Source organism: Bacillus sp. Au-Bac7 (assembly GCF_021341655.1).
Classification (GTDB): Bacteria; Bacillota; Bacilli; order Bacillales; family Cytobacillaceae; genus Niallia.
In genome coordinates this window covers 17,628-39,190 of record NZ_JAJTTG010000016.1, presented here as the reverse complement: position 1 = coordinate 39,190, position 21,563 = coordinate 17,628, and the positions used below count along the sequence as shown (strand labels likewise).

Annotated in this window: 17 protein-coding genes; 10 read left to right on the top strand and 7 right to left on the bottom strand. The window is 37.5% G+C overall.

Features of this window, described 5'->3' with window-relative positions; translation table 11 throughout:
- Positions 1 to 17 precede the first annotated feature (17 nt).
- Positions 18 to 875 carry a MetQ/NlpA family ABC transporter substrate-binding protein gene (locus tag LXM54_RS23920; protein WP_233318190.1) on the top strand — a complete coding sequence of 286 codons (858 nt, stop codon included), beginning with the start codon at positions 18 to 20 and terminating at the stop codon, positions 873 to 875.
- 11 nt (positions 876 to 886) lie between these two features.
- Complete coding sequence (locus LXM54_RS23915) at positions 887 to 2,086, top strand: M20 family metallopeptidase (RefSeq protein ID WP_233318189.1); 1,200 nt, start codon at positions 887 to 889, stop codon at positions 2,084 to 2,086.
- Positions 2,087 to 2,292: 206 nt separating this feature from the next.
- Here LXM54_RS23915 and LXM54_RS23910 read toward each other — a convergent pair whose 3' ends face one another.
- Positions 2,293 to 3,171, bottom strand: coding sequence for a LysR family transcriptional regulator (locus LXM54_RS23910; RefSeq protein ID WP_233318187.1), 879 nt, complete (start codon positions 3,169 to 3,171; stop codon positions 2,293 to 2,295).
- A gap of 122 nt (positions 3,172 to 3,293) precedes the next feature.
- Between LXM54_RS23910 and LXM54_RS23905 the strand changes: the two genes are divergently transcribed.
- Complete coding sequence (locus LXM54_RS23905) at positions 3,294 to 4,523, top strand: MFS transporter (RefSeq protein WP_233318185.1); 1,230 nt, start codon at positions 3,294 to 3,296, stop codon at positions 4,521 to 4,523.
- A gap of 36 nt (positions 4,524 to 4,559) precedes the next feature.
- Here the strand turns inward: LXM54_RS23905 and LXM54_RS23900 are convergent, their stop codons facing one another.
- Positions 4,560 to 5,948: a catalase gene (locus LXM54_RS23900; protein WP_442780538.1), complete on the bottom strand. Its 1,389-nt coding sequence runs from the start codon at positions 5,946 to 5,948 to the stop codon at positions 4,560 to 4,562.
- A 283-nt stretch (positions 5,949 to 6,231) separates the two neighbouring features.
- On the opposite strand from LXM54_RS23900, the gene LXM54_RS23895 reads away from it, so the two are divergent.
- Positions 6,232 to 7,641: a GH1 family beta-glucosidase gene (locus LXM54_RS23895; RefSeq protein ID WP_233318183.1), complete on the top strand. Its 1,410-nt coding sequence runs from the start codon at positions 6,232 to 6,234 to the stop codon at positions 7,639 to 7,641.
- Between the two features lie 151 nt (positions 7,642 to 7,792).
- Positions 7,793 to 8,500: a GntR family transcriptional regulator gene (locus tag LXM54_RS23890; protein WP_233318181.1), complete on the top strand. Its 708-nt coding sequence runs from the start codon at positions 7,793 to 7,795 to the stop codon at positions 8,498 to 8,500.
- Between the two features lie 56 nt (positions 8,501 to 8,556).
- On the opposite strand, the gene LXM54_RS23885 is transcribed toward LXM54_RS23890, so the two are convergent.
- The 5 genes from LXM54_RS23885 to LXM54_RS23865 all read right to left on the bottom strand — a co-directional run bounded on the left by LXM54_RS23885 (position 8,557) and on the right by LXM54_RS23865 (position 13,805).
- On the bottom strand, positions 8,557 to 9,252 hold the full coding sequence (locus LXM54_RS23885; protein WP_233318179.1) for an ABC transporter ATP-binding protein: 696 nt from the start codon (positions 9,250 to 9,252) through the stop codon (positions 8,557 to 8,559).
- Between the two features lie 24 nt (positions 9,253 to 9,276).
- Positions 9,277 to 10,731, bottom strand: a complete 1,455-nt coding sequence (locus tag LXM54_RS23880; protein WP_233318178.1) for an ABC transporter permease — start codon at positions 10,729 to 10,731, stop codon at positions 9,277 to 9,279.
- Positions 10,732 to 10,845: 114 nt separating this feature from the next.
- On the bottom strand, positions 10,846 to 12,072 hold the full coding sequence (locus LXM54_RS23875; protein WP_233318176.1) for a sugar efflux transporter: 1,227 nt from the start codon (positions 12,070 to 12,072) through the stop codon (positions 10,846 to 10,848).
- 44 nt (positions 12,073 to 12,116) lie between these two features.
- Positions 12,117 to 12,971, bottom strand: a complete 855-nt coding sequence (locus tag LXM54_RS23870) for a Cof-type HAD-IIB family hydrolase (RefSeq protein ID WP_233318174.1) — start codon at positions 12,969 to 12,971, stop codon at positions 12,117 to 12,119.
- Positions 12,972 to 13,259: 288 nt separating this feature from the next.
- Positions 13,260 to 13,805 (bottom strand): TetR/AcrR family transcriptional regulator, encoded by a 546-nt coding sequence (locus LXM54_RS23865; protein ID WP_233318172.1) that lies wholly within the window; start codon positions 13,803 to 13,805, stop codon positions 13,260 to 13,262.
- 589 nt (positions 13,806 to 14,394) lie between these two features.
- Between LXM54_RS23865 and LXM54_RS23860 the strand changes: the two genes are divergently transcribed.
- The 5 genes from LXM54_RS23860 (at position 14,395) to LXM54_RS23840 (ending at position 21,347) form a co-directional block, all read left to right on the top strand.
- Positions 14,395 to 15,852, top strand: coding sequence for a spore germination protein (locus LXM54_RS23860; protein WP_233318171.1), 1,458 nt, complete (start codon positions 14,395 to 14,397; stop codon positions 15,850 to 15,852).
- A 15-nt stretch (positions 15,853 to 15,867) separates the two neighbouring features.
- A complete protein-coding gene (locus LXM54_RS23855; RefSeq protein WP_233318168.1) occupies positions 15,868 to 17,052 on the top strand; it encodes a Ger(x)C family spore germination protein in 1,185 nt (394 codons plus the stop codon).
- 25 nt (positions 17,053 to 17,077) lie between these two features.
- Positions 17,078 to 18,202, top strand: coding sequence for a GerAB/ArcD/ProY family transporter (locus LXM54_RS23850; protein ID WP_233318166.1), 1,125 nt, complete (start codon positions 17,078 to 17,080; stop codon positions 18,200 to 18,202).
- A gap of 99 nt (positions 18,203 to 18,301) precedes the next feature.
- Entirely contained in the window at positions 18,302 to 18,685 is a 384-nt protein-coding gene (locus LXM54_RS23845) for a VOC family protein (protein WP_233318256.1), read from the top strand.
- Positions 18,686 to 18,917: 232 nt separating this feature from the next.
- A complete protein-coding gene (locus LXM54_RS23840) occupies positions 18,918 to 21,347 on the top strand; it encodes an EAL domain-containing protein (RefSeq protein ID WP_233318164.1) in 2,430 nt (809 codons plus the stop codon).
- Positions 21,348 to 21,563: the final 216 nt, after the last annotated feature.

Below are 21,563 nucleotides of genomic sequence, written 5' to 3'. Positions count from 1 at the left end.
GAAGAGGGGAAAAGAACATGAAAAAATTAGTGAAACTTTTTGTTGTATTACTTGCTGTGTGGGCACTTGCAGCATGCGGAAATGAGTCAGCTTCAGGAGATTCGAAAACAGTAAAAGTAAAAATCGGGGTAACAGGCACAGATGGTGAGGTATGGCCGTTAGTTAAAGAAAAGGCGGAAAAAGAAGGGATAGAAATAGAACTAGTTGAGTTCTCAGATTATACGCTTCCGAACCAGGCGCTTGCTAACAAGGAAATTGATATCAACTCATTTCAGCATATTGCTTTCCTAAGCCAGTTCGCAAAAGAAAATAATGCTGATTTAGTACCGATTGGTGCTACAGTCATCGCTCCAATGGGAATTTACTCTGAAAAAATTAAAGATGTTAGTGAACTAAAAAAAGGTGATAAGATTGCGATCCCTGATGATCCATCAAATCAGGCTCGTGCATTAAAGCTGCTTGAATCTGCAGGATTAATCAAACTTTCAGATGACTTCGGACTGTTTGGTGACCCAACTAAAATTGTGGAAAATCCGAAAGACCTTGATATTTACCCAGTTGTGGCACAACAGACTCCACGTGTCTTACCAGATGTGGCAGCATCTGTAATTAATAACGGTGTAGCTGGCCAGGCTGGATTCGATCCGGTCAAGGATCCAATTTATTTAGAAAATGCGGATGACGAAAGTGTTCTTCCATATGTAAATGTGTTTGCAGCACGTGCTGAAGATGCTGATAATGAAACATTCCAGCGCATAGTCGAGATTTATCATGAAGAAGACGTGATAAAAGCGGTCGAAGCAGATACAAACGGCGGCTCCATTGTAGTCGACACACCGAAAGAAGACTTAGTGAAACAATTTAAAGGATTGTAGGAGGAGATAAAATGGGCAAAGTGTACAATGGCTTAGACGTGATTAATCATTCTGTTGACAGCAATAAGGATCTTTATGTAGAAACCAGTCAAGCGATTCATTCAAGACCGGAAATCGGCAATCAAGAGTTTTTTGCAAGTAAAACCTTAGTAAATTTATTGGAAGAGGCGGATTTTGCAGTAGACACAGGAGTGGCTGGCCATGAAACTTCCTTTTACGCAGTAAAGGACAGTGGGGTGTCTGGTCCGACAGTTGCTTTCCTTGCAGAATATGATGCACTACCAGGTCTTGGCCATGCTTGCGGTCATAACATTATTGGAACAACTAGTGTTGCCGCAGGAATTGCACTTGCCGAAACACTGTCAGAAACAGGCGGCCGTGTCCTTGTTCTCGGAACACCGGCAGAAGAAGGCGGACCAAATGGAAGTGCTAAAGGCAGCTTTGTGAAACATGGCTATTTAAAGGATGTCGATGTTGCCTTAATGCTCCATCCTGCTGGGAAAACTTCCTTGACGAGTGAAACACTTGCTGTTGATCCTCTAGATTTTCATTTTTACGGAAAAGCCGCACATGCTGCAGGCTCACCTGAAAAAGGCATTAATGCGCTTGATGCTGTCATCCAGTTATTCACCGGCATTAACGCATTAAGGCAGCAGCTAACTTCTGATGTGCGGATACATGGAATTATTACACATGGCGGCGATGCTCCTAATATTATTCCTGAATATGCATCTGCACGCTTCTTTATCCGCGCTGAATCGTGGAAAAAAACGGAAGAGGTTGCCGTGAAAGTTCGTGCCATTGCAGATGGCGCTGCATTAGCAACAGGTGCGACTGTAAAAGTGGAAAGATTCCAAAATGAGGTAAAGGATTTTGTCATTAATTCTGTATTAGATGATATTCTTAAAACGGAGCTAGAAGCGGTTGGCGAAGTTGTTTCTGTGGAAAAATCAACAGGCAAAGGTTCAACCGATGCTGGAAACATCAGTTATGAAGTTCCGACTGCTCACGGACATATTAAAATAGGGCCAGATGATTTGATTGCACACACAAATGAATTCAGAGAAGCGGCTCGTTCTAGTATTGGCAATGAAGCCATTACTAAAGGAGCAAAGGCACTTGCTGCAACAGGTTATCGTTTGCTGAAGGACTCTGTGCTGCTTCATCAAGTCAATAAAGCTTTTAACACAGCAAAAAAAGCGAAAAATTAATAACATCAATATATAATCTTGTTAGGAAAGACAAAAGCTCTGGGCATTTGCCGTTTCTTAAAAATCTATTATTCATATAATCATATTGAGGATATCGTCCATTCTCGTTTCAAGAAGCTTTCAATAGCGCTTGGATCCATCATCATATTATTATTTCTTTAGGTGCTCCCTATTTTGGAGCACCCTTTTTGTATATTTTATAAATATTATGTTGAAAAGAAATCGAAAATAAAATTTTTAAATTGGATGGAAGCAGGGGAAAGATATCGCCCATCTACCCAGGCTAAAGCAATAATTCGTTCGTAATCAGGAGGATCAATCGGTATTTTCACCAAGTGATTCAGGCTGGTGTCTTTCATATCAGGAAGGATGGATATCCCCAGTCCTGCTGCGACTAAGCCGGCAATCGTGTCTGGTTCATCTCCCTCAAAAGCTATTAATGGTTGAATTCCCGCTTCCTTAAACATTGCCTCTGTCAAGATTCGCATAGCGTACCCCTTTTTTAGCAGGATGAATGGTTCATTTATTAGCTGAACTAATCTTATACTGTTAGACTGTGCAAGGTTATGTGCCTTTGGTACGTAAACGAATAGCTGCTCACTAAAAAGCTTGGACCATGCAATAGGAGTGTGTATTTCAACAGGACTTATTAGACAAAAATCTAGTTCTCCTTTTTGCATATCTTCTAATAAGGAGTGCGAAGGGTTTTGCTTTAAAGCTATATTAATAGCAGGAAACTCACTGCGAAAAGCAGCGATTAAATCAGGAATTAAATTAGTGCTTAATGTGTGCAGAAAGCCAAAGGAAACAGTTCCTCTGCCAGGTTCAAGTAATTCGTGTATCTCTCTTTTTCCGAGTTCAAACTCCAGCATCATGGAGTCAACGTGCTTTAAGAACAGCCTGCCGTATTTGTTAAGCTTGATGGAACGGCCTTGCCGTTCAAATAGCGGTGCCCCTATTTCTTCTTCAAATCGTGCGATGGAGCGACTTAATGCCGGCTGTGTAATAGAGAGTGCTTCAGCAGCTTTTGTGACATGCTCCATTTGGGCGAGGGTTCGGAAGTATTCAAATTGTTGCCATTCCATTATTACAACTCCTTCTCTTATTACATATATGCATCGAAAATATGATTATTATGAATTATACATCATTATTAGCAGGTGTTAACATGAAGAGGAAAAAGTATAGAGGGAGTTGTACAAAAGAGATGGCTTACATAAATTATGGAACACCTTTATTTCGTAAAACTAGCATTGCGTTTTTTGCTGCAGGATTCAACACATTTGCCATTCTGTATTGTGTACAGCCATTAATGCAGGAATTTTCATCAGAATTTAAGTTGTCTGCTACTATGGCAAGTTTGGCTCTGTCTGTAGCAACTATTTGCTTAGCCGTAAGCATGCTCCTATTTGGATCATTATCAGAAGTATGGGGGCGAAAACCGGTTATGGTTGCCTCCATGCTGGTTGCCTCCATTTTATGTTTGCTGACTGCGTTCAGCGCCAATTATTACTATTTGCTTTTCTTACGGGCATTAACGGGAATTGTTTTGGCTGGAGTGCCTTCAGTGGCGATGGCATATCTTGGTGAGGAAATGGAATCCAAAAGTCTAGGAAAAGCGATGGGATTGTATATTAGCGGTAACGCCGTTGGTGCAATGGGAGGAAGAATTATTTCAGGTATTCTAAGTGAATTTTTCAGCTGGCATGCTGCAATCGGCGGCATAGGGGTAATAAGCATTGCTGCTACTCTTTCTTTTGCCTTAACTCTGCAGCCTTCTCGAAATTTTCAAGCGCGTAAGCTTAACATGAACGTTTTAGGCAGGTCTCTAATAAACCACTTAAAGGATCCAGGACTGCTTTGTTTATATGGTCTTGGTTTTTTATTGCTTGGAAGCAATGTAGCGCTGTTTAACTATATTGCCTATGTGCTCACAAGTAAGCCATATTCTTTGCAGCAAGGTGTAGTCAGCTGGATTTTTCTATTATTTATTATTGGCATGTTCAGTTCGATATGGATTGGCAGGCTTGTGGACCGCTACGGACGACATTATATCTTAATTGCGAATCTCTTTCTAATTATAATAGGAGCTTTGTTGACACTGCATGTGGGCTTTTGGGTCTGGAAGATAATGGGCTTAGCACTGACTACTTTTGGTTTTTTCGGTGGCCATTCGATAGCGAGCGGCTGGGTCAGCCAGAGAGCAGCTGCTAACAAAGCCCAAGCTTCTTCTTTGTATTTGTTTCTGTACTATACAGGTTCAAGCATGGGTGGAACACTTGGCGGAGTTTTATGGTCTCACCTTGGCTGGAGCGGTATCGTTATCATGGTTATTGCGTTTACTTTTATCGGCATTGTGCTCGCAGCAGCCCTTCTCAAAATCACTGGATTCACGAAACCTGCAGCCAAGTCGAAACAGCTGCATATTTTCAAATAAAGGGTGCTAGACTGGCTGCACCCTAGTCGTGTCAGTTTATTGATTGCTTTCAATTTGCTTTAGCACCCTTCCACCTAATGTTGATGAGGCATTATATAAATATTGCAGAACAGTGCTTCTAGTTTCATCCGAAACTCCTGCAAGATCATTTGCAAGATTTTGGACTAGATGGTCTTGCTGGATAGGTGGAAGGGTATGAAAATAGTGTCCAGCCTGTGTGAAATCATCTTGCTTTTTGATATCGCTCCGTTGAAGCCTGCCGCTTACCTGTCTTCCTTTGCCGCTTGTAATAAGAGAGGAAGTATCCCATTCACTTTGTTGATTTATCGGTAAATCGCGGAATCCTGGACCGAGCCGGCGCCGCTGTGAGTCCCAGTATATATTGGAACGGCCCTGCAGCATTTTATCATCAGACAATTCGGCTCCTTCTAATAAATTTGAAGGAGAAAAAGCCACTTTCTCCACTTGTTCCATATAGTTGTCTGGATTGCGGTTTAATATCATGCGGCCGACGGGGATAAGGGGATACTGCTGTTCATCCCAAACCTTCGTATCATCAAGCGGGTCATATGGAAGACTTTGCTCATCGTTTGTATTCATCAGCTGTACATAAAGGATATATTCTACCTTCTTACCTTTTGATATAGCAGAAAACAAATCCTTACCGGCAATATCAGGATCTGCACCGTTCCAATATGCTGCCTCTTTGTTATCGATAAACTTTATCCCGGAAGACGGAAGCCAATGATATTTCACATAGCGGCGCACACCTTGGGCATTTTTCCACACATATGTACTTACACTGTGGCCGGGAATATGGCGCAAACTTTTAACTGTCCCTGCATCTGAATATAACCTTACTACGAAATGGATGGATTCAGGCGCCCGTGCAACAAAGCTCCAAAACCTTTCCGGATCAATCAAATTATTTACAGGAGAGGGAAGAAAGGCTTTTATTGATTCAGGGAAGCGGATGGCATCTCGGACAGAGAAGACAGGAATATGGTTGCAAATTAGATCAAAAACCCCTTCATCTGTATAAAATTTGGTCGAAAATCCTCGCACATTCCGAGATGTGTCTGGTGTGCCTTTTGTGCTGACTGCAAGGGAAAACCGAACAGTAACAGGGACCTGCTGCCCCGGCTCCTGTAAAAAGCAAAGCTTTGTATATTCACTCATAGAATAGATGGTTTGAAAATAGCCGAAAGCCCCGTAACCTTTCACATGTACAGGTCTCTCCAATATTTTTTCATGGATAAAGTTTTCCAAAGTTTCGTGAAGAATATTATCCTGCTCAAGAACAGGGCCTCTGTCTCCGACTGTTTCTGAATGCAGCGCCCCAGGTAAATCGCCTTGCCAATCTGCAGGGCTGCGGCCGTTTTTGTTTGAGGTACTTCTTTTGTTCAAATGATTAGTATCTTTCAATATAATCCCCCCTGTTGTTCGTGAAGATAATTACCCGTTTATCGATGATATCGATACAAGTTATTCCATTTAAAGCGTCTATATGACTGATATAAATTGTCTTCTTACCTGAAAAAACGGATATTCGCACATGTCTTGAACCAAATTAATAGGTAAGTAGCTGACTTTTTTTCCCTGATTGCTAAACGAAGAAAGCATGGTATAATAGATATATTAAATTTGTATGTACAAATTTAATATATAGCTTACAATTTAATAGATATGCATAAAATGGAGGTCGACAATGAAGTTTCCACATGATTTTTTATTTGGTGCAGCATCTGCTTCTTACCAGGTGGAAGGAGCATGGAATGAAGATGGCAAAGGAAAGACAAACTGGGATGTATTCTCGAAGATACCAGGCAAGACTTTCGAGGGAACAAATGGAGACGTCGCTATTGACCATTATCACCGCTACAAAGAAGATATTAAATTAATGGCCGAAATGGGGCTGGAATCATACCGTTTCTCTGTATCATGGGCAAGAATATTGCCTACCGGGGACGGAGAGGTAAATCCTAAAGGCTTGGAATTCTATAATAATCTGATTGATGAATGTTTAAAACACGGAATTGTACCATTTGTGACACTATATCATTGGGATTTGCCAATTACTTTAGAAGAGGATGGCGGCTGGACGAACAGACGCACTGCGGATGCATTCGTTAAATATGCTGAAATCTGCTTCCGTGAATTTGGTGATCGTGTAAAGCACTGGATTACCTTCAACGAAACAGTTATGTTTACCGGATTAGGCTACTTAAAAGGTGCACATCCGCCAGGCATTACAAATGATGAAAAGAAATACTTCCAAGCAACACACTATGTGTTTTATGCCCATGCAAAAGCAGTAGAAGTGTATAAAAGCTTAAAGCAATATGGCGAAATTGGTATTACTCACGTATTTTTACCTGCCTACAGTGTAGATGAAAAGCCAGAAAATATTGCAGCTGCTCAGCATGCGAATGAATATGAAACTTTTTGGTATTATGATCCGATTTTAAAAGGAGAATATCCTGCGTATGTCGTTAAGCAACTAGAGGAAAAAGGCTGGACTCCAACCTGGACAGAAGAAGAGCTGAACACATTGAAAAGTAATGCTGAAAACAATGACTTTATCGGCTTAAATTATTACCAGCCAATTCGTGTTGAAAAAATCGCCGAAGGTTCTCTAACAGTAGAACATTCACGGGAATCATCTACTCTTGCACCAGGAAATCCTTCCTTTGACGGATATTACCGCACAGTGAAAATGGACGATAAAACATATACAAAATGGGGCTGGGAAATCTCACCGCAAGGCTTTCTTGATGGGCTGCATATGTTAAAAGGGCGTTATGGCGATATAAAAATGTATGTCACAGAAAATGGCCTTGGTGATGAGGATCCAATTATTGATGGGGAAATAGTGGATGTTCCAAGAATAAAATATATCGAAGAGCATTTAAAGGTTGTCAAACTTGCAATAAGCGAAGGCATTAACTTAAAAGGCTATTATGCATGGTCAGTCATTGATTTATTAAGCTGGCTAAACGGATACAAGAAGCAGTATGGCTTTATTTATGTGGACCATTCTGACAATCTGAACAGAAAGAAAAAGCTCTCGTTTCATTGGTACAAGCATATTATTGAAACGAGGGGAGAAGAGCTGTAAGAAATAGGACGAACGAAACCTCCTAATTATGTTAGGAGGTTTTTTTCTACATGCTTAAACTCCAATTTATTACATTTTCATTTTAATCAAGGAGGTTATTGTTTACAATAGAACCATAACCAATTATTACATATTTTTTAAAGGAGATAATATGGCAGTCAAATATAGAGAGATAGCAGATTCTTTAGAAAAGGATATTAGAGAAGGCATATTTGATGCATCTAATAAGCTGCCGACTGAGGAAGAGTTGGCAAAACAATTTGAGGTAAGCAGAAGCACGGTCAGGAAAGCTGTTACCCAGCTAGTCAATCGGGGATATATTTATCAGGTGCAGGGGAGCGGCATGTTTTTAAGGAAAAAGTCGGAAACAGATTATATTAATCTAGGCAGTCTGCGGGGACTGACAAAGGATTTGTCAGCGAAAACAATCGAAACGAAAATACTGGAGCTTCGTGTTATAGAAGCAGAAGAAGAGGTTGCAAATAGGATGCAATGCGAACCTGGCACAAAATTGTATTATACAAAACGCATCCGAATAGTAAATGAAGAACCTTTCTCGATTGAACTCAGCTACTTTAAAAAAGACATCGTTCCTTATTTAAATAAGGATATTGCCATCCAATCTATCTATACCTATTTAATTGATGACTTAAGACTGAACATCGGGTTTGCCGACAAAGTTATCAATTGTGAATTAATGGATGAGGAAACCGCCTTTTTGCTTAACCTGAACGCGGGAGACCCTGGGTTAATTATAGAAAATACCGTATCGCTTACGAACGGCAATATATTTGAGTTGTCTAAATCTATCTTTCATTATCAAAAAGCAAAAATCCTGGATAGGGTTAGTTTTAAGTGAATACCTTTAAATAGCAAAAAAGTACATCCATTACAACAGGATGTACTTTTTTACGGTTAAATGTGGACTGCTTCCTTGTTAGAAGTTACAGTGAAGCTTCCTTTAGACAGCTTTACAACAACATCTGATTTTTGGGCAATATTCTGATCATGTGTGACGACAACCACACATTTTCCTTCATTATGGGCAAGATCCTTCAGGATTCCAACAATTTCTTGAGCGGTTGTTTCATCCAGATTCCCTGTAGGCTCGTCTGCCACAATAAGGTCTGCATCGCAGCAAAGCGCTCTGGCAATAGAGACACGCTGCTGCTGACCGCCGCTTAATGTTAGAACCTTTTGACCGGCTTGTTCAGCAGTAATACCCATTTTTGTAAGCATTTCTAGGGCATATTCTTTTTTGTTTTTATGACTTGATCCTGTAATTTCCATAGCTGTTGTCACATTTTGCAAGGCTGTCATATAAGGCAAAAGATTATACGATTGGAAAACAATTGAGACATACTTATTGCGAAACTTGGTGAGTCCGATTTTTTTTATGTCTTTTCCTTCATACAGAACTGCACCTTCCTTAGGCACATCAAGGGCGCTTGCAAGGGCAAGGAAAGTAGTCTTTCCTGAGCCTGAAGGGCCAATAATCGTATAGAAAATCCCTCTGTCAAATGCTACATTTATATTCTTTAAAATATCGACTTTCTTGTTTTCATGTTTATACCAGTAACTGATATTCTGTAATTCTAATAATGAACTCATTACTCCATCTCCCATCAATCAATGTTAATCCTGTTTGCTTAAGATAGTTTTAGGCTGCAGCCTCAGTACGGACAAGGATGGCAGCAAGGCTGAAATAACGGCAATTAATGCACCAATCATCGCTAATAATCCTAGGTCCTGACCTGTTGCGCTGACATCCAGCTCATCAATCGTTTCAACGCCAGCTGTTGAAGCTGCAGTCGATGTCATGACTTTGCCGAAACCGCCGCCGCCTCTGAAGGATTCTGGTGTGGTACTTGTCTCACTTGAAGCAATTTCTTGGCTCAGCAGTTGATCACTGACTTTGCCAGCAACGGCATTCCCGCTTACTGTTGCAATGCCAAGTGACAGAACGGCCACTAAAAGAATTTCGACGATAAATTGACCTGCTAGCTTCCAGCGCTGTTCACCTAGTGCAAGCAGCACACCCATTTCGTATTTTCTCTCCCTAATGGACATCATTACAATCAACCCTAAGATGATGGCGCCGGCAATGGAAACTAGATAAACAATATTTTTCGAGAAACTTGCAACATTTTCAATTGGACCTACCATTTGTTGATAAAGGTCATCGTTTGCATCCAGTTTGAATGAATCAAAATCAATGCTGCTTTCCGATTTAGCTTGAGCAACGAATGCTTCCATGTCAGCTGGATCATCAATATAATAAACAGCATTATCAATCGTACCTTCATAATCCGCGCCTTTCAGGTCAGATGCAGCTGTATATGGAACATAAATTTTGTTATAAGGAATCATGGCAGTAAAGTCCATTGCTTGGTCAGAGCCAGTGGAAGTGGTAGCGTAAATACCTTTGATTTCTAGCTCAATAGAAATGGAATCATCTTGCGGGTTTGTGACAGTTAGCGTATCACCGACCTGCAGATCATTTTCTTCCGCAAGAGTCTGCTCGATTACGGCTACATTTTTGCCGACATCTTCATCTGTAAGATGCTCTCCATCTATAATTTCAGACGTGCTGTCCATAAAATCAGTATAGGAATCAGTAAAGGTTACACCTTGCAGACTGACATCTCCCTGCATACCGCCGCCCATTCTGACAACACCTTCTCCTGTTTCTGTTTCTTCCTCCGTTTCAGTACTTGTACTATTTTCAATCGGATCAAAGCTAGAAGCTAAACCAGTAGTTGATGAATAGAAATTATAGCCTTTAATTTGGTTATATGTTGTTAGTTCTTCTGCTGCTTTGACTTCAATTGGCGTAGACTGGAATCTAACTCGTTCACCATCCTCAGAAGATTGTGACTGCATCTGCTCACGCAATTTCTCCATGTCCACTTGTAAAGTTACATCGGCACCGAGCTGCTTTCTCGCGAGATCACTTGATTTTTTTGCCGCCGTTTGAATAGATAAACCTGCCAGTACGAGTACACAAATAACCGAAAATACAAAAATCTGCAGCAGGCTTTTCCCCTTTCTAGCTTTAACACTTAAAAATGCTCGTTTTAAAAAATTCATGTTTTCTCTCCTTTATCTGTTTTTCACAAACACCACTATATATAGAAATGGTGAAAACTTGGTGAAAAGGAAAAAGACAGGCGATAACCTGTCTTAGAAGGGAAGTTTGCTAGATTATGATACAGAATTACTTTCCTCTAATGTAACTTCCGATTGCTTATGGAATCGTGCTTTCCATAAGATGAAGAAGGATAGCAACACTAACAGCAGACAAACTAGATTAACAAAGCGAAATCCTATATAAGTAGCAATAAATCCTCCACCTAAATTTCCGACTAATCTCCCAATGGTAGAGCCATTAGAATAAATAGTTGCTGATATTCCAGGAGAAGAGGGCAGCAATTCTGTGAAATAACTTAGCCCATTTCCCATAACAATTGCTACAAAAACAGCTTGGAGGAGCTGTGCGGCTATTAAAATCCACGAATGAGACGCAGTTGCTAAAATAATGTAGTAAGCACCGGCTATGAAACAGCTAATAATCATTAACGAATGATTGGATATTTTTTTTCCTAAAGCACCGAGGCCAATCATAATGGGAATTTCTAAACCTGCACAAACACTGACCACAATTCCGACAACTGCGTGACTTCCGTGCAGCTCGTTCACAATGAACAGTGGTGTGTTAATTACGTTTATAGCATTTACTGCAAAAAGAAGGATGAAGGCGATAAAGGGGTATCTTATTTGTTTGTTTTTTAGAGAAGATGCGGGAACCGGCAATTTATTATGTCTTTTCGTATAAACAGTGTTCCTTTGATTGCTCAGAAAAAAGAATACTAGAGATGCAATAATTAGAAAGATAACAGAGGTTCCAAGAAATAACCCTTTATAACCAGCCAATCCTAAAATAATCGTCCCGCCTAGGGGCCCAATAAGAAAACCTAATGAAACAAGGGAACGCAAAGTAGACAGTGCAAATGTTTTATCATCACTCTTGCTTGCATTTGCCGACTCCTGTGCGAAAGCAAAGATTTGCGGCATCGCAGCAGCACCTAATCCGTTAAATACAGTAACCACTAATAACAGCAGAAAATAGTTATGAAATAGAAGGTAAGACACATAACCTAAAGCGGATGAAAGCATAGCTATGATTATCACCAATTTTCGGTTGAGCCCGCTATCTGACCGTTTTGCAATGAAAGAGTTTATTAATACACCACTCAGCGAGCTTACAGCCATAAAGACCCCAAATGCCCCTGCGCTCATTCCTAGTTCCTCAGTAGAATACAGAGATAAGTACGGCATCGTAATGGAAATTCCTGTACCGACAAGCAGCATACAAACCATGAAAAGACAATACCCTTTGATTGTGAATAGTTTTTTTATACGTATCAGCATTTCTTTTCCCCACCTTTACATAACTACAGAAAAATTAGCAGCACTTAATCATTTAAAATATACTTTTCAAAAGCATAAGCCACCCCATTTTCATCATTTGATAGTGTGGTAATATCACTATGCTTTTTTACTTCTTCTTCGGCATTTCCCATGGCAATCGCCAGCCCAGCTGCCTGAAACATAGGTATATCATTTATTTCATCTCCGATAGCTACTGTATTTTCGATTGGAATATTAAAAAAGCGTGCCATTGCTTTTAAGCCATTTCCTTTATTTCCGTTAATATGTGTAACTTCAAGATTGAATGGCGAAGAAGAGGCTACATAAATTTCTTCAATTAACTCTAATTGGGATCTCAACCGATCTTTTTGAATCGGATCAAGTCCTAGGATAAGAAACTTTATAACCGTAGATTCATTATTTAGTATTTCTTCAGGGTTATGAAAGAATGACTGACCGTAAACATGTGGAGGTGTTGTGAACATTTTGTAATCCTTGTGATCAAGATACTCATTTGGGACAAGACCAGATGCCAAAACTTTTTCATATCGATCAAGCCAGTCTTTATGGGCAAATGTACGAATATTTGTACAGACTTTATATGGCATTGATTCTTTTTCTAGTTCTAACATAATTTTTTGACATTGAGGAAGGGGAAGAGAGGTTAGTTCTATTAATTGGCCATTAGCATATATTTCCGTGCCGTTATTTCCACCAACATGTAAATCTAAATCATATTTAGCAAGTTCAGATATAACCGGTGTAGCTGATCGGCCTGTTAAAGCCATAACGATATGGCCTTGTTCCTGTGCTTTTCTGATTGCTTGTATCGTTTCGTTACTCATTTCTTTTTTTGAATTCAACGTAGTACCGTCCAAATCAAGTGCAATAAGCTTCATATAATTCTCTCCCTGCGTTGTGAAATTGTAATAGCAATAAAGTAAGCGTTATCATTAAAATATTGATTTATATAGACCAATATGACTTGGTAATTCATTATCATTTTTTTACCGTGAATCGTCAATACGAGTTACTGAACAATTTCTGTCAAAATGTTTAATAATAAACAAATTCAGTGAAATTAACAATTGATACAATTTTACACATGTTTTATTAAGTTACATGCAGCTTCCATGTCATGCTAGTAATGCAAAAATGGGTAACCACCAGGTTACCCATTTTTGCTCTTAAAGATTTCTATCTAATAAGATCCCCACTTGCAATGCCATTTCCTCTGGTGATATTGGCATGTCATTTATAACCCACCACTCCACTAAACCCGCGTACGATGTCACAATAAATTGAAGCAGAACATCTTCATTTAATTCCTTATTTTTAGCAATAGCTGTATCAACTTCATCCTTAAATTCTTCTATAAGAAATTCATGAAATTGACTGCGAAAATAAGGAGCACCTTTGCTTTTAAGCATAGTAGAAATAAACAAATAATGGCTCTCGAGGTATTTAAACCAAGGTAGATTAGCTTCACTGTATTCCGAATCTGCCGTGGCTTCACATAATTCCCGAAGATTATTAATATGTTCTTCAATAAGCTTTTCCAGCAAATCATATTTATCTAAGTAATGAAGATAAATAGTCCCCCTGCTTACATTTGCTCTGTCAGAAATATCTTGGATGGTAACATCATCAAACTTCTTTTCAGACATTAACTCTATAAGAGCTTTTTTTATTGCTTCTTGTGATTTCAGTATTCTTCTATCTATTTTAGCCAAAATTACCTCACCACTCTAAAATATTCTCTCTATGATTATATGATAAATTAAATGGTTGGATAAGTACTATTTAGGTTTAAAAATGTCAATAACCTTAAATACACTTGTTTCAGTCTTACTTTTATGGAGCAAAGTCAGCCGCTGTTCTCAAGATGAAAATACTATAATCATTAGAACAGGAATAATGGAACAAACGGAAAAGTCATTTGTCTTTCCTGCAGTAAAATGGAATAGCTAGAAGTTTAGAATTACTGCAGCGCATGTTGATTCTGTTGAAGATATAATAGGAGAAATACAAAACTTTTCTTCAGAAGAACAATTCCCAACACCTATAATTATTCCAACTATTTTAACAAAGGTATAACCTAGTGGGAAATAAAGGATATAAATACCTCTGAGGCGATTTCCATTAAATCTGGGATACGTACATAAAAGCTATACCTGAATAAATACTGAAAAAGCGAATTTGACATTCATGAGTCAAGTCCGCTTTTTCTATGAAGTCTGTGTTTTCAAATAAACACTCTACATAATAAGCAGCAATTTAGTAAAAATTACTTTATATATCACTATTTGGAGGAATATTTGGATGGCGGAAACCTTAAAGAAAATAAGTGTTAATAATATAAAGAAATCTTTAGGAGATCCAGCTGACTTAATAATACGCTCCATTACATTAAATCTAAACGATAAAAAGCTGAATTGTTCTCTTGTATTTATTGCAGGTATTGTAAATGAAAGTGATATAGAAAATTTCATTATCAGACCTTTACAGCGGGTTTCTCCAACTACACAAGTAATTAACTTAATGGCAGTTATGGAAAAAGAAATGATTCAGGTAAAGTCGGTAGCGGTTATCCAGTTATATAAAGACGCGCTAAAAGACTTACTGAATGGAAAGACTTTGATTTTATTGGAAGACATAGAGGATGTGCTTGTTGTTGACACTTCTAGCTGGAAGGAACGTTCTTTAACGGAAGCAGAGGGACAACGTGTTGCGAAAGGGCCTTTAATTGGCTTTAATGAAAACTTAGCAACAAATATAGCAATCATGAGAAAAGCTCTTAAAAACGAACAGCTGCGATTAGAAAATTATACATTTGGCAGCGAAACGAATACTGATATCTGTGTTATCTATTTAGACAATATCGTCGATAAAGAGATATTGGCCGAATTAAATAATAGATTGGCAAAAATAGAAACGAGTAAGATATTGGATGCGAATTATATAGAAGAATATATACGGGACCAGTTTCTCACGCCGTTTCCGCTAGTGTTGACAACGGACCGGCCTGATGTAGTAACAGGTGAAATTACCGATGGGAAAATTGGCATTCTGATTGAGGGGTCACCGTATGCGTTAGTAGTACCGGCATTATTTCTGCAATTTCTGCAGTCGCCTGATGATTATTATTTTGTTAATGGCGGTGTCACAAGACTGCTTCGAATACTCGCCTTGGCAATGGCTATATATCTGCCAGCATACTACTTGGCATTTGTTACATATCATCCTGGCCTGCTGCCATTTGATTTAGTATTGAGTCTAGCTTCTCAAAGGGAAGGTAAGCCATTGCCCTTAGTGGTGGAATTACTGCTGTTCATGTTTCTGTTTCAAATTATTATTGAAGGAGCATTGCGTTTACCGAAAGGCTTAGTTTCGGTTGTATCAATTGTTGGAACCATAATAATTGGTCAATCTGCTGTTGAAGCTGGCTTAGTACAGCCAGCTACATTACTGGTTGTCAGCATGTCCTATATATTTAGTTTTGTAGCTCCAATAATTACATTGGCTACTGCAGTGCGGACATTAAGGTACGGATTTATCATCATAGCTGCTTTTTTAGGTTTATATGGAATCATTCTTGCTACTTTAGCATTAACTTTTCATTTAAATCATTTGCGTTCATTTGGTGTACCTTATTTTGCTCCACTGTTTCCTTTTAACTTAAAGGATCAGAAGGATGCGATTTATCGTTTTCCATTAGATAAACTTTCTAACAAGCATCAATTTCAGCATGAGGAATTTGTTAGAAAAAAAAGAGACTAATAAAGGACAGGAAGCATGATGAAAACATTAGGTATTATTATATTCCTTTCGTTGTTTGCGGTACTTTCTCTTGGCAACATAAATCGTAATGAGTTAAATGAAATAGCGCTCGTCTATGCAGTAGGAATAGACATGGAATCAGATAATTATGCTGTTTCCTTGCAAGTAATCAATCCGCAGCCTCCTATTAGTCAAACAGATAAAATGCCGGTCATTGTATACGAGGCTAAAGCGAAAAGCATAGGAAAAGCAATTGAAATGGTTTCAAAAAAAATTTCCAGACAGTTAAGTCCTGCACAAGTCCAGTTAATTGTAATCGGGGAAGAATTAGCTGAAACGAAAGGTATAAATAATGTGCTCAATTATATATTACGTGAGCCTGGATTAACTTCCATATTAGATATTCTAATTACAAAAGACATAAGTGCCTATGATGTATTGAAAGTGGTTTCATTTATGGAAGATATCCCTGGAAATGAAATTGTAAAAGCTCTTAGAAATACGGAGGAAAACTGGGGCTCACATCAAAGAGTATATCCAACCCAAGTAAAGGCAGACATTCTTTCAAGAGGAAAGGAGGCCATTATTCCTACCATTTCTTTATATGGGAAGGAACATTTAGCCGAAGAAAAAGCCCTCTTAGAATCAACGGCACCAAAATCATATCTAGAATTTTCAGGATTAACGCTTTTAAATGAAGACAAAAAGGTTGGCTGGTTAAATGATAACCAAAGTAGAGCGTATTACTTAATAAAAGATAGGTTAAAACATAGTTATTTCAGCTCTTATTGTCCTAATGATGACAATAAGGAGGAGTTTGGGTTAACCATTATTCACTCCAAAACAGCTATCCATGGAAAGATAACGAAGGGAAAACCGAAATTTACGATTAAAGTAGAGGTAACAGGGGATTTAGACGAATTAAATTGCGATCTGGACATTTCAAAACCAGCAGGAATAAAAAAAGTGGAAGATCTGATGGAAAAACAAATAGAAGAAGGTTTAAAGGACTTACTTGTTCAATCACAAGCCATGAATGCCGACTTTATCGGTTTTGGGGATGTACTTCGTATTGACGATAAGGATAGTTGGAAGGAAATTGAAGATAGTTGGCAAAGTGAAATATATGCCACTTCAACATTTGCTATTGAGACAAAGGTAATCGTCCGGAACTTTGGAGATCTTAATATAGCTAATTAACTAAAGGGCAAAAGAGGTGGATGATATGGAGATCAAAAGAATAGGATCATTAGAATTAGCATCCATGATTATTTTGTTTCAGTTGGGAAGTTCTATAGTATTAGGCATGGGAATGGAAGCGGGGAAAGATGCCTGGATTGCAATCGGGATAAGCACGCTGATTGGGATAGCCATCCATTTCTGTTATATAGCTTTATATAGAGCAGGCGGTGCAAGCAAAACCTTCACAAGTATTTTACAGGAAGCTTTTAGTCGTCCGTTGGGCATTTTTTTAGCTGGATTATACTATCTGTATTTTTTATATTTAGCTGCTAGGGTGACAGCTGATTTTGCTTTTTTTATTAATGAAGTGCTTTTGTGGAGTGTTAGAGCTTGGGTTATTAAATTATCCATCCTTTTGTTAGTGGCATATGTTTGCTATTTAGGAATAGAGACATTGGGGAGATCTTCGGAAGCTTTAACTTTAATGATGATTTCTTTTCTACTGTTGGTTATCGTCTCCATGTTTTTCCTTGAAGAATTCGACTTAAACAATTTAAGGCCCATCTTAGAAAATGGTTATAGCCCAATCATAAAAGCTGTATTTCCGACCTTAATCACTTTTCCATTTGGTGAAGTAATCGTTTTCCTTTGTTATTATCAGTATGTAAAGTCCTTTCCTTCCTTCCAAAAGCACGGCTGGCTGGCGGTCCTTATTTCTGGATTCATTCTTATGGTCATATCTATTTTAAATATTGGCTTCTTAACGGCAGAATTAGCTAAATTCTTTATCTTTCCTTTTATGAAAACAATAGAGCATATTAATTTTTTGAATTTTATTAGGCATTTGGAATTATTAGCTGTGTTAATTTTTACAATCGGCGGCCTTATAAAAATCAGTATTTTTTCATTTGCGGGAATACAGGGGCTTGCAGGGATATTTAAAATAAAAAAAGACCAGAAGATGATTATTCCATTCTTACTGACTGTTTATATCATTAGTGTTGTATTTATGAAAAACTTCAGTATTCATCTTTTTATTGGCTTAAAGATTGTTCCGTTATATATTCATCTTTTTTTTCAGCTGTTTATGCCAATTTTATGTTTATTCCTATTAGTAATAAAATTACTTTGGAGAAAGAGAAAAAGACTGAGGCAGACTCACAGTTAGGATGAAGTTTTTCAAAAACATTACCGTCAGTGTGAAGGAAATATACTGGCTTTGCAGAATCTAAACAAATCAGAAACTTTAATCAAGGAGGAATACATGATGAGAATTATTGTAAATAGTATCTTTGTCCAGGATCAAGACAAGGCATTAACGTTTTATACAGAAAAGCTTGGTTTTGTAAAAAAGGAGGATGTGCCGGTCGGAGAGTTCAGGTGGATCACCCTTGTGTCACCTGAAGACCAAGATGGTACAGAGTTGTTACTCGAACCCAATAACCATCCAGCGGCAAAAGAGTATCAACAGAAAATATACGCAGAAGGCATTCCTGCCACAATGTTCGGCGTTCCGGATATACATAAAGAGTATCTGCGATTACTTGGCGGTGGCATAGAATTTACTATGGAACCAACAGTAATGGGAGAATTCACAATAGCTGTTTTTAATGATACATGCGGTAACCTTATTCAGATAATAGAGAAGTAACTGCCATTTACTTAGCCCTGTTCTAAACAGTAGTTGGTGAAATAAACAGCATCGATAAATAGAAATATTTAATCGGGAGTCTTCCTTAAATGGGAGACTCCCGATTATGTTTCAGTGACTTTGAGATTTAATTGGCAAACATTAACAGATGCAAATATCTTTCTATCTGCCTTTGTTACCATTTATAATGAGTCTAAAGTAATGTTTTTAGGACTATAGTAGGAGTGTGGTGATGGTTAATTTAATATTGTATTTAATCGTATGCTGTATTATTTGTGTTACTTTGTTGACTTTAAATATGTATGTAACAACAACAGTTACCGGGAAGAAAATGCATGAAGCAATATATACTTTGTTTTTAGCCATTTTATGCGGCTTTATTATTTCTATTATTCCATACATATGTCTGTTAAGTATAAGCGTGATTGAATTATCACCTGAAAGTTTAAAGCTAACATTGAAAAATACTTTATATACCTTTTTATTCTGTTTTGTGAGTTTTTGGCTCATGAGTTTAATCGGAAAAATTGCCATTAAACCATCTAGATTTAACACAAATAAAAAGAAAGGAGTCATTCCTTATCTAGTATTAAGTGTTGTAGTTGCTGCTTTTATCGTAATTTACATAGTTTATTTATTAGAAAGAGTTTATTCCATTCCTTTGTACTTAAATAATGTAAATGTTCTTTATACAGCTGCACTATTAACTACATCTATTTATAATATTGCGAGAATTATTGAGCATCTTCATATTGACCAATTAATGATTAACAGAAGTATAACTTATACGAAGAGTACTACCTTTTATACGGTATTTAGTATTTCCTTTGGTTCAATCATTTATATGTTTATCCAAAGTCTCTTCCAAGTTGCAGATTTTTCTATCGTTATGATTTCTATTCTCAGCGTGCTTATCTTATTTATCATCACGATTAATTATATTGAAAATCAATTGATCTACCAGAATGGAATGGTAGAGAATCAGAATATGAAACTTAAAATAAATGAACAGCAATATAGATCTTTATTTCAATATAATCCAAATGCAATTTTTATATTAGATTTAAAAGGGAATTTTAAAGAAGTTAATCCGTCCGTTTTACCATTAACGGGGTACACATTAAGTGAAATTCTTCAGTCGAAAATAACCGACCTAGTGTTGAAAGAAGAAACTGAGAGATTAAAAGCATTTTTTTATGAGGTAATTAAAGGGAACAGTATTAGCGTTGAAACCTTTATTCTTACTAAAAATAAGCAAGTAGTAAATCTGAATATAACAGCATCTCAAATCAAAATAGATAATTCTTTAACAGGTATTTATGTTATTGCCCAGGATATAACAGAGCAAAATCAAGTCCAAGAAAAGGTAAACTTCTTAGCTTATCATGATGAGCTTACTGGACTGCTAAATCGGCGCGGTATTTATAAACAAGTAGATGAGCAAATTAATCAGGGCACTAGTTTTGCGACTATTTTAATTGATGTGGATATGTTCAAGGATATTAATGATCATCTCGGTCATGCAGCTGGAGACTCATTACTTAAGCTTATTACATTGAGATTGCAGAAAACCATCAAAGGGAAAGGGGTAATTGGCAGACTTGGTGGAGATGAATTTCTTATCTGCTTAACTGAAATTAAGAACTCAGCAGAAGTTAAAAGATTAATAAAAGACATTCAAACAGAAATGAAGCAGCCTTTTCAAATAGAAGGTGGACAAAAAGACATTACGTTGAGTATCGGTATCTCCTACTATCCAAATGATGGGAATAATTGTGATGCATTAATCAAACATGCTGATATGGCAATGTATGCTGCCAAAAAAGCTGGACGTAATAATTATTCCGAATATGAAGCAAGCTTGGAAAAAGACATGCTTTCTAAAATTACGATGTATGAAGAATTAAAAAATGCTATTGAGGAACAACAATTTGAACTCTATTACCAACCTAAACATAGTATTAAAGATGAAAAAATAGTAGGTGTCGAAGCGCTTATACGCTGGCATCACCCTCAGCAAGGCTTTGTCAGCCCTGGAGACTTTATTCCGATAGCAGAGGAAACAAATTTAATTATTCCGCTAGGGAATTGGATTATTAGAAGAGCATTATCGCAATTTAGAGAATGGGGGATAAGGTTTCCGATGGACTTTCAATTATCAATAAATATTTCACCAAAGCAGTTCATTGCTGAGAATTTTATCCCAGTCTTATTGGATAGTATAGAAGAGTTTTCCGTGCCTCCAGAACAAATAGATTTAGAAATTACGGAGAGCTTAGCGATAGAAAATACAGAATTAACGAGAGAAAAAATTAATCTACTAAAAGGCATTGGCTTTAAAATTACCATGGATGATTTTGGTACTGGATATACGTCATTAACTTATCTATCTAAATTTCCTTTAGATAGAATTAAGATAGATCAATCCTTTATTAAGGATATTCCCAGCAATAAGAACCATGCTGCCATTGTTCAATCTTTAGTGTCGGTTGCTAAAAATCTTGATATCAAAGTAACAGCAGAAGGTGTAGAAACAAAGCAACAATTACAAGTCTTGCAAGATTGGGATTGTGATGAGATTCAAGGGTATTTTTACAGTAAACCATTACATTCGCGAGTATTTAGCGATTATTGGGATAAATATGAAAACAAAATAAAATAGAAGCAAATAAAACCACACCAACATTCATCATAATAATAGGGTGTGGTTTTTACATTATATTGAAATTGTTAGCTCTTTTTTAGCAAGTTTATTCTATGGTGTGAGATTTTCTAGAGGTGTTAGAAAATGTAAAGTAACAACCTCATGCTTTACTCCCTAGACAGTAGAGATTTTTTATTTTACAAAAATGCTAATAACTATTATAGTTATTAAAGA

What these genes read in the sequence shown, in the direction of transcription:
- LXM54_RS23920 (WP_233318190.1), top strand. Translation starts at nt 18, where the DNA reads ATGAAAAAATTAGTGAAACTTTTTGTTGTATTACTTGCTGTGTGGGCA.
- LXM54_RS23915 (WP_233318189.1), top strand. Translation starts at nt 887, where the DNA reads ATGGGCAAAGTGTACAATGGCTTAGACGTGATTAATCATTCTGTTGAC.
- LXM54_RS23910 (WP_233318187.1), bottom strand. Translation starts at nt 3,171, where the DNA reads ATGGAATGGCAACAATTTGAATACTTCCGAACCCTCGCCCAAATGGAG.
- LXM54_RS23905 (WP_233318185.1), top strand. Translation starts at nt 3,294, where the DNA reads ATGGCTTACATAAATTATGGAACACCTTTATTTCGTAAAACTAGCATT.
- LXM54_RS23895 (WP_233318183.1), top strand. Translation starts at nt 6,232, where the DNA reads ATGAAGTTTCCACATGATTTTTTATTTGGTGCAGCATCTGCTTCTTAC.
- LXM54_RS23890 (WP_233318181.1), top strand. Translation starts at nt 7,793, where the DNA reads ATGGCAGTCAAATATAGAGAGATAGCAGATTCTTTAGAAAAGGATATT.
- LXM54_RS23885 (WP_233318179.1), bottom strand. Translation starts at nt 9,252, where the DNA reads ATGAGTTCATTATTAGAATTACAGAATATCAGTTACTGGTATAAACAT.
- LXM54_RS23880 (WP_233318178.1), bottom strand. Translation starts at nt 10,731, where the DNA reads ATGAATTTTTTAAAACGAGCATTTTTAAGTGTTAAAGCTAGAAAGGGG.
- LXM54_RS23875 (WP_233318176.1), bottom strand. Translation starts at nt 12,072, where the DNA reads ATGCTGATACGTATAAAAAAACTATTCACAATCAAAGGGTATTGTCTT.
- LXM54_RS23870 (WP_233318174.1), bottom strand. Translation starts at nt 12,971, where the DNA reads ATGAAGCTTATTGCACTTGATTTGGACGGTACTACGTTGAATTCAAAA.
- LXM54_RS23860 (WP_233318171.1), top strand. Translation starts at nt 14,395, where the DNA reads ATGGCGGAAACCTTAAAGAAAATAAGTGTTAATAATATAAAGAAATCT.
- LXM54_RS23855 (WP_233318168.1), top strand. Translation starts at nt 15,868, where the DNA reads ATGATGAAAACATTAGGTATTATTATATTCCTTTCGTTGTTTGCGGTA.
- LXM54_RS23850 (WP_233318166.1), top strand. Translation starts at nt 17,078, where the DNA reads ATGGAGATCAAAAGAATAGGATCATTAGAATTAGCATCCATGATTATT.
- LXM54_RS23845 (WP_233318256.1), top strand. Translation starts at nt 18,302, where the DNA reads ATGAGAATTATTGTAAATAGTATCTTTGTCCAGGATCAAGACAAGGCA.
- LXM54_RS23840 (WP_233318164.1), top strand. Translation starts at nt 18,918, where the DNA reads ATGGTTAATTTAATATTGTATTTAATCGTATGCTGTATTATTTGTGTT.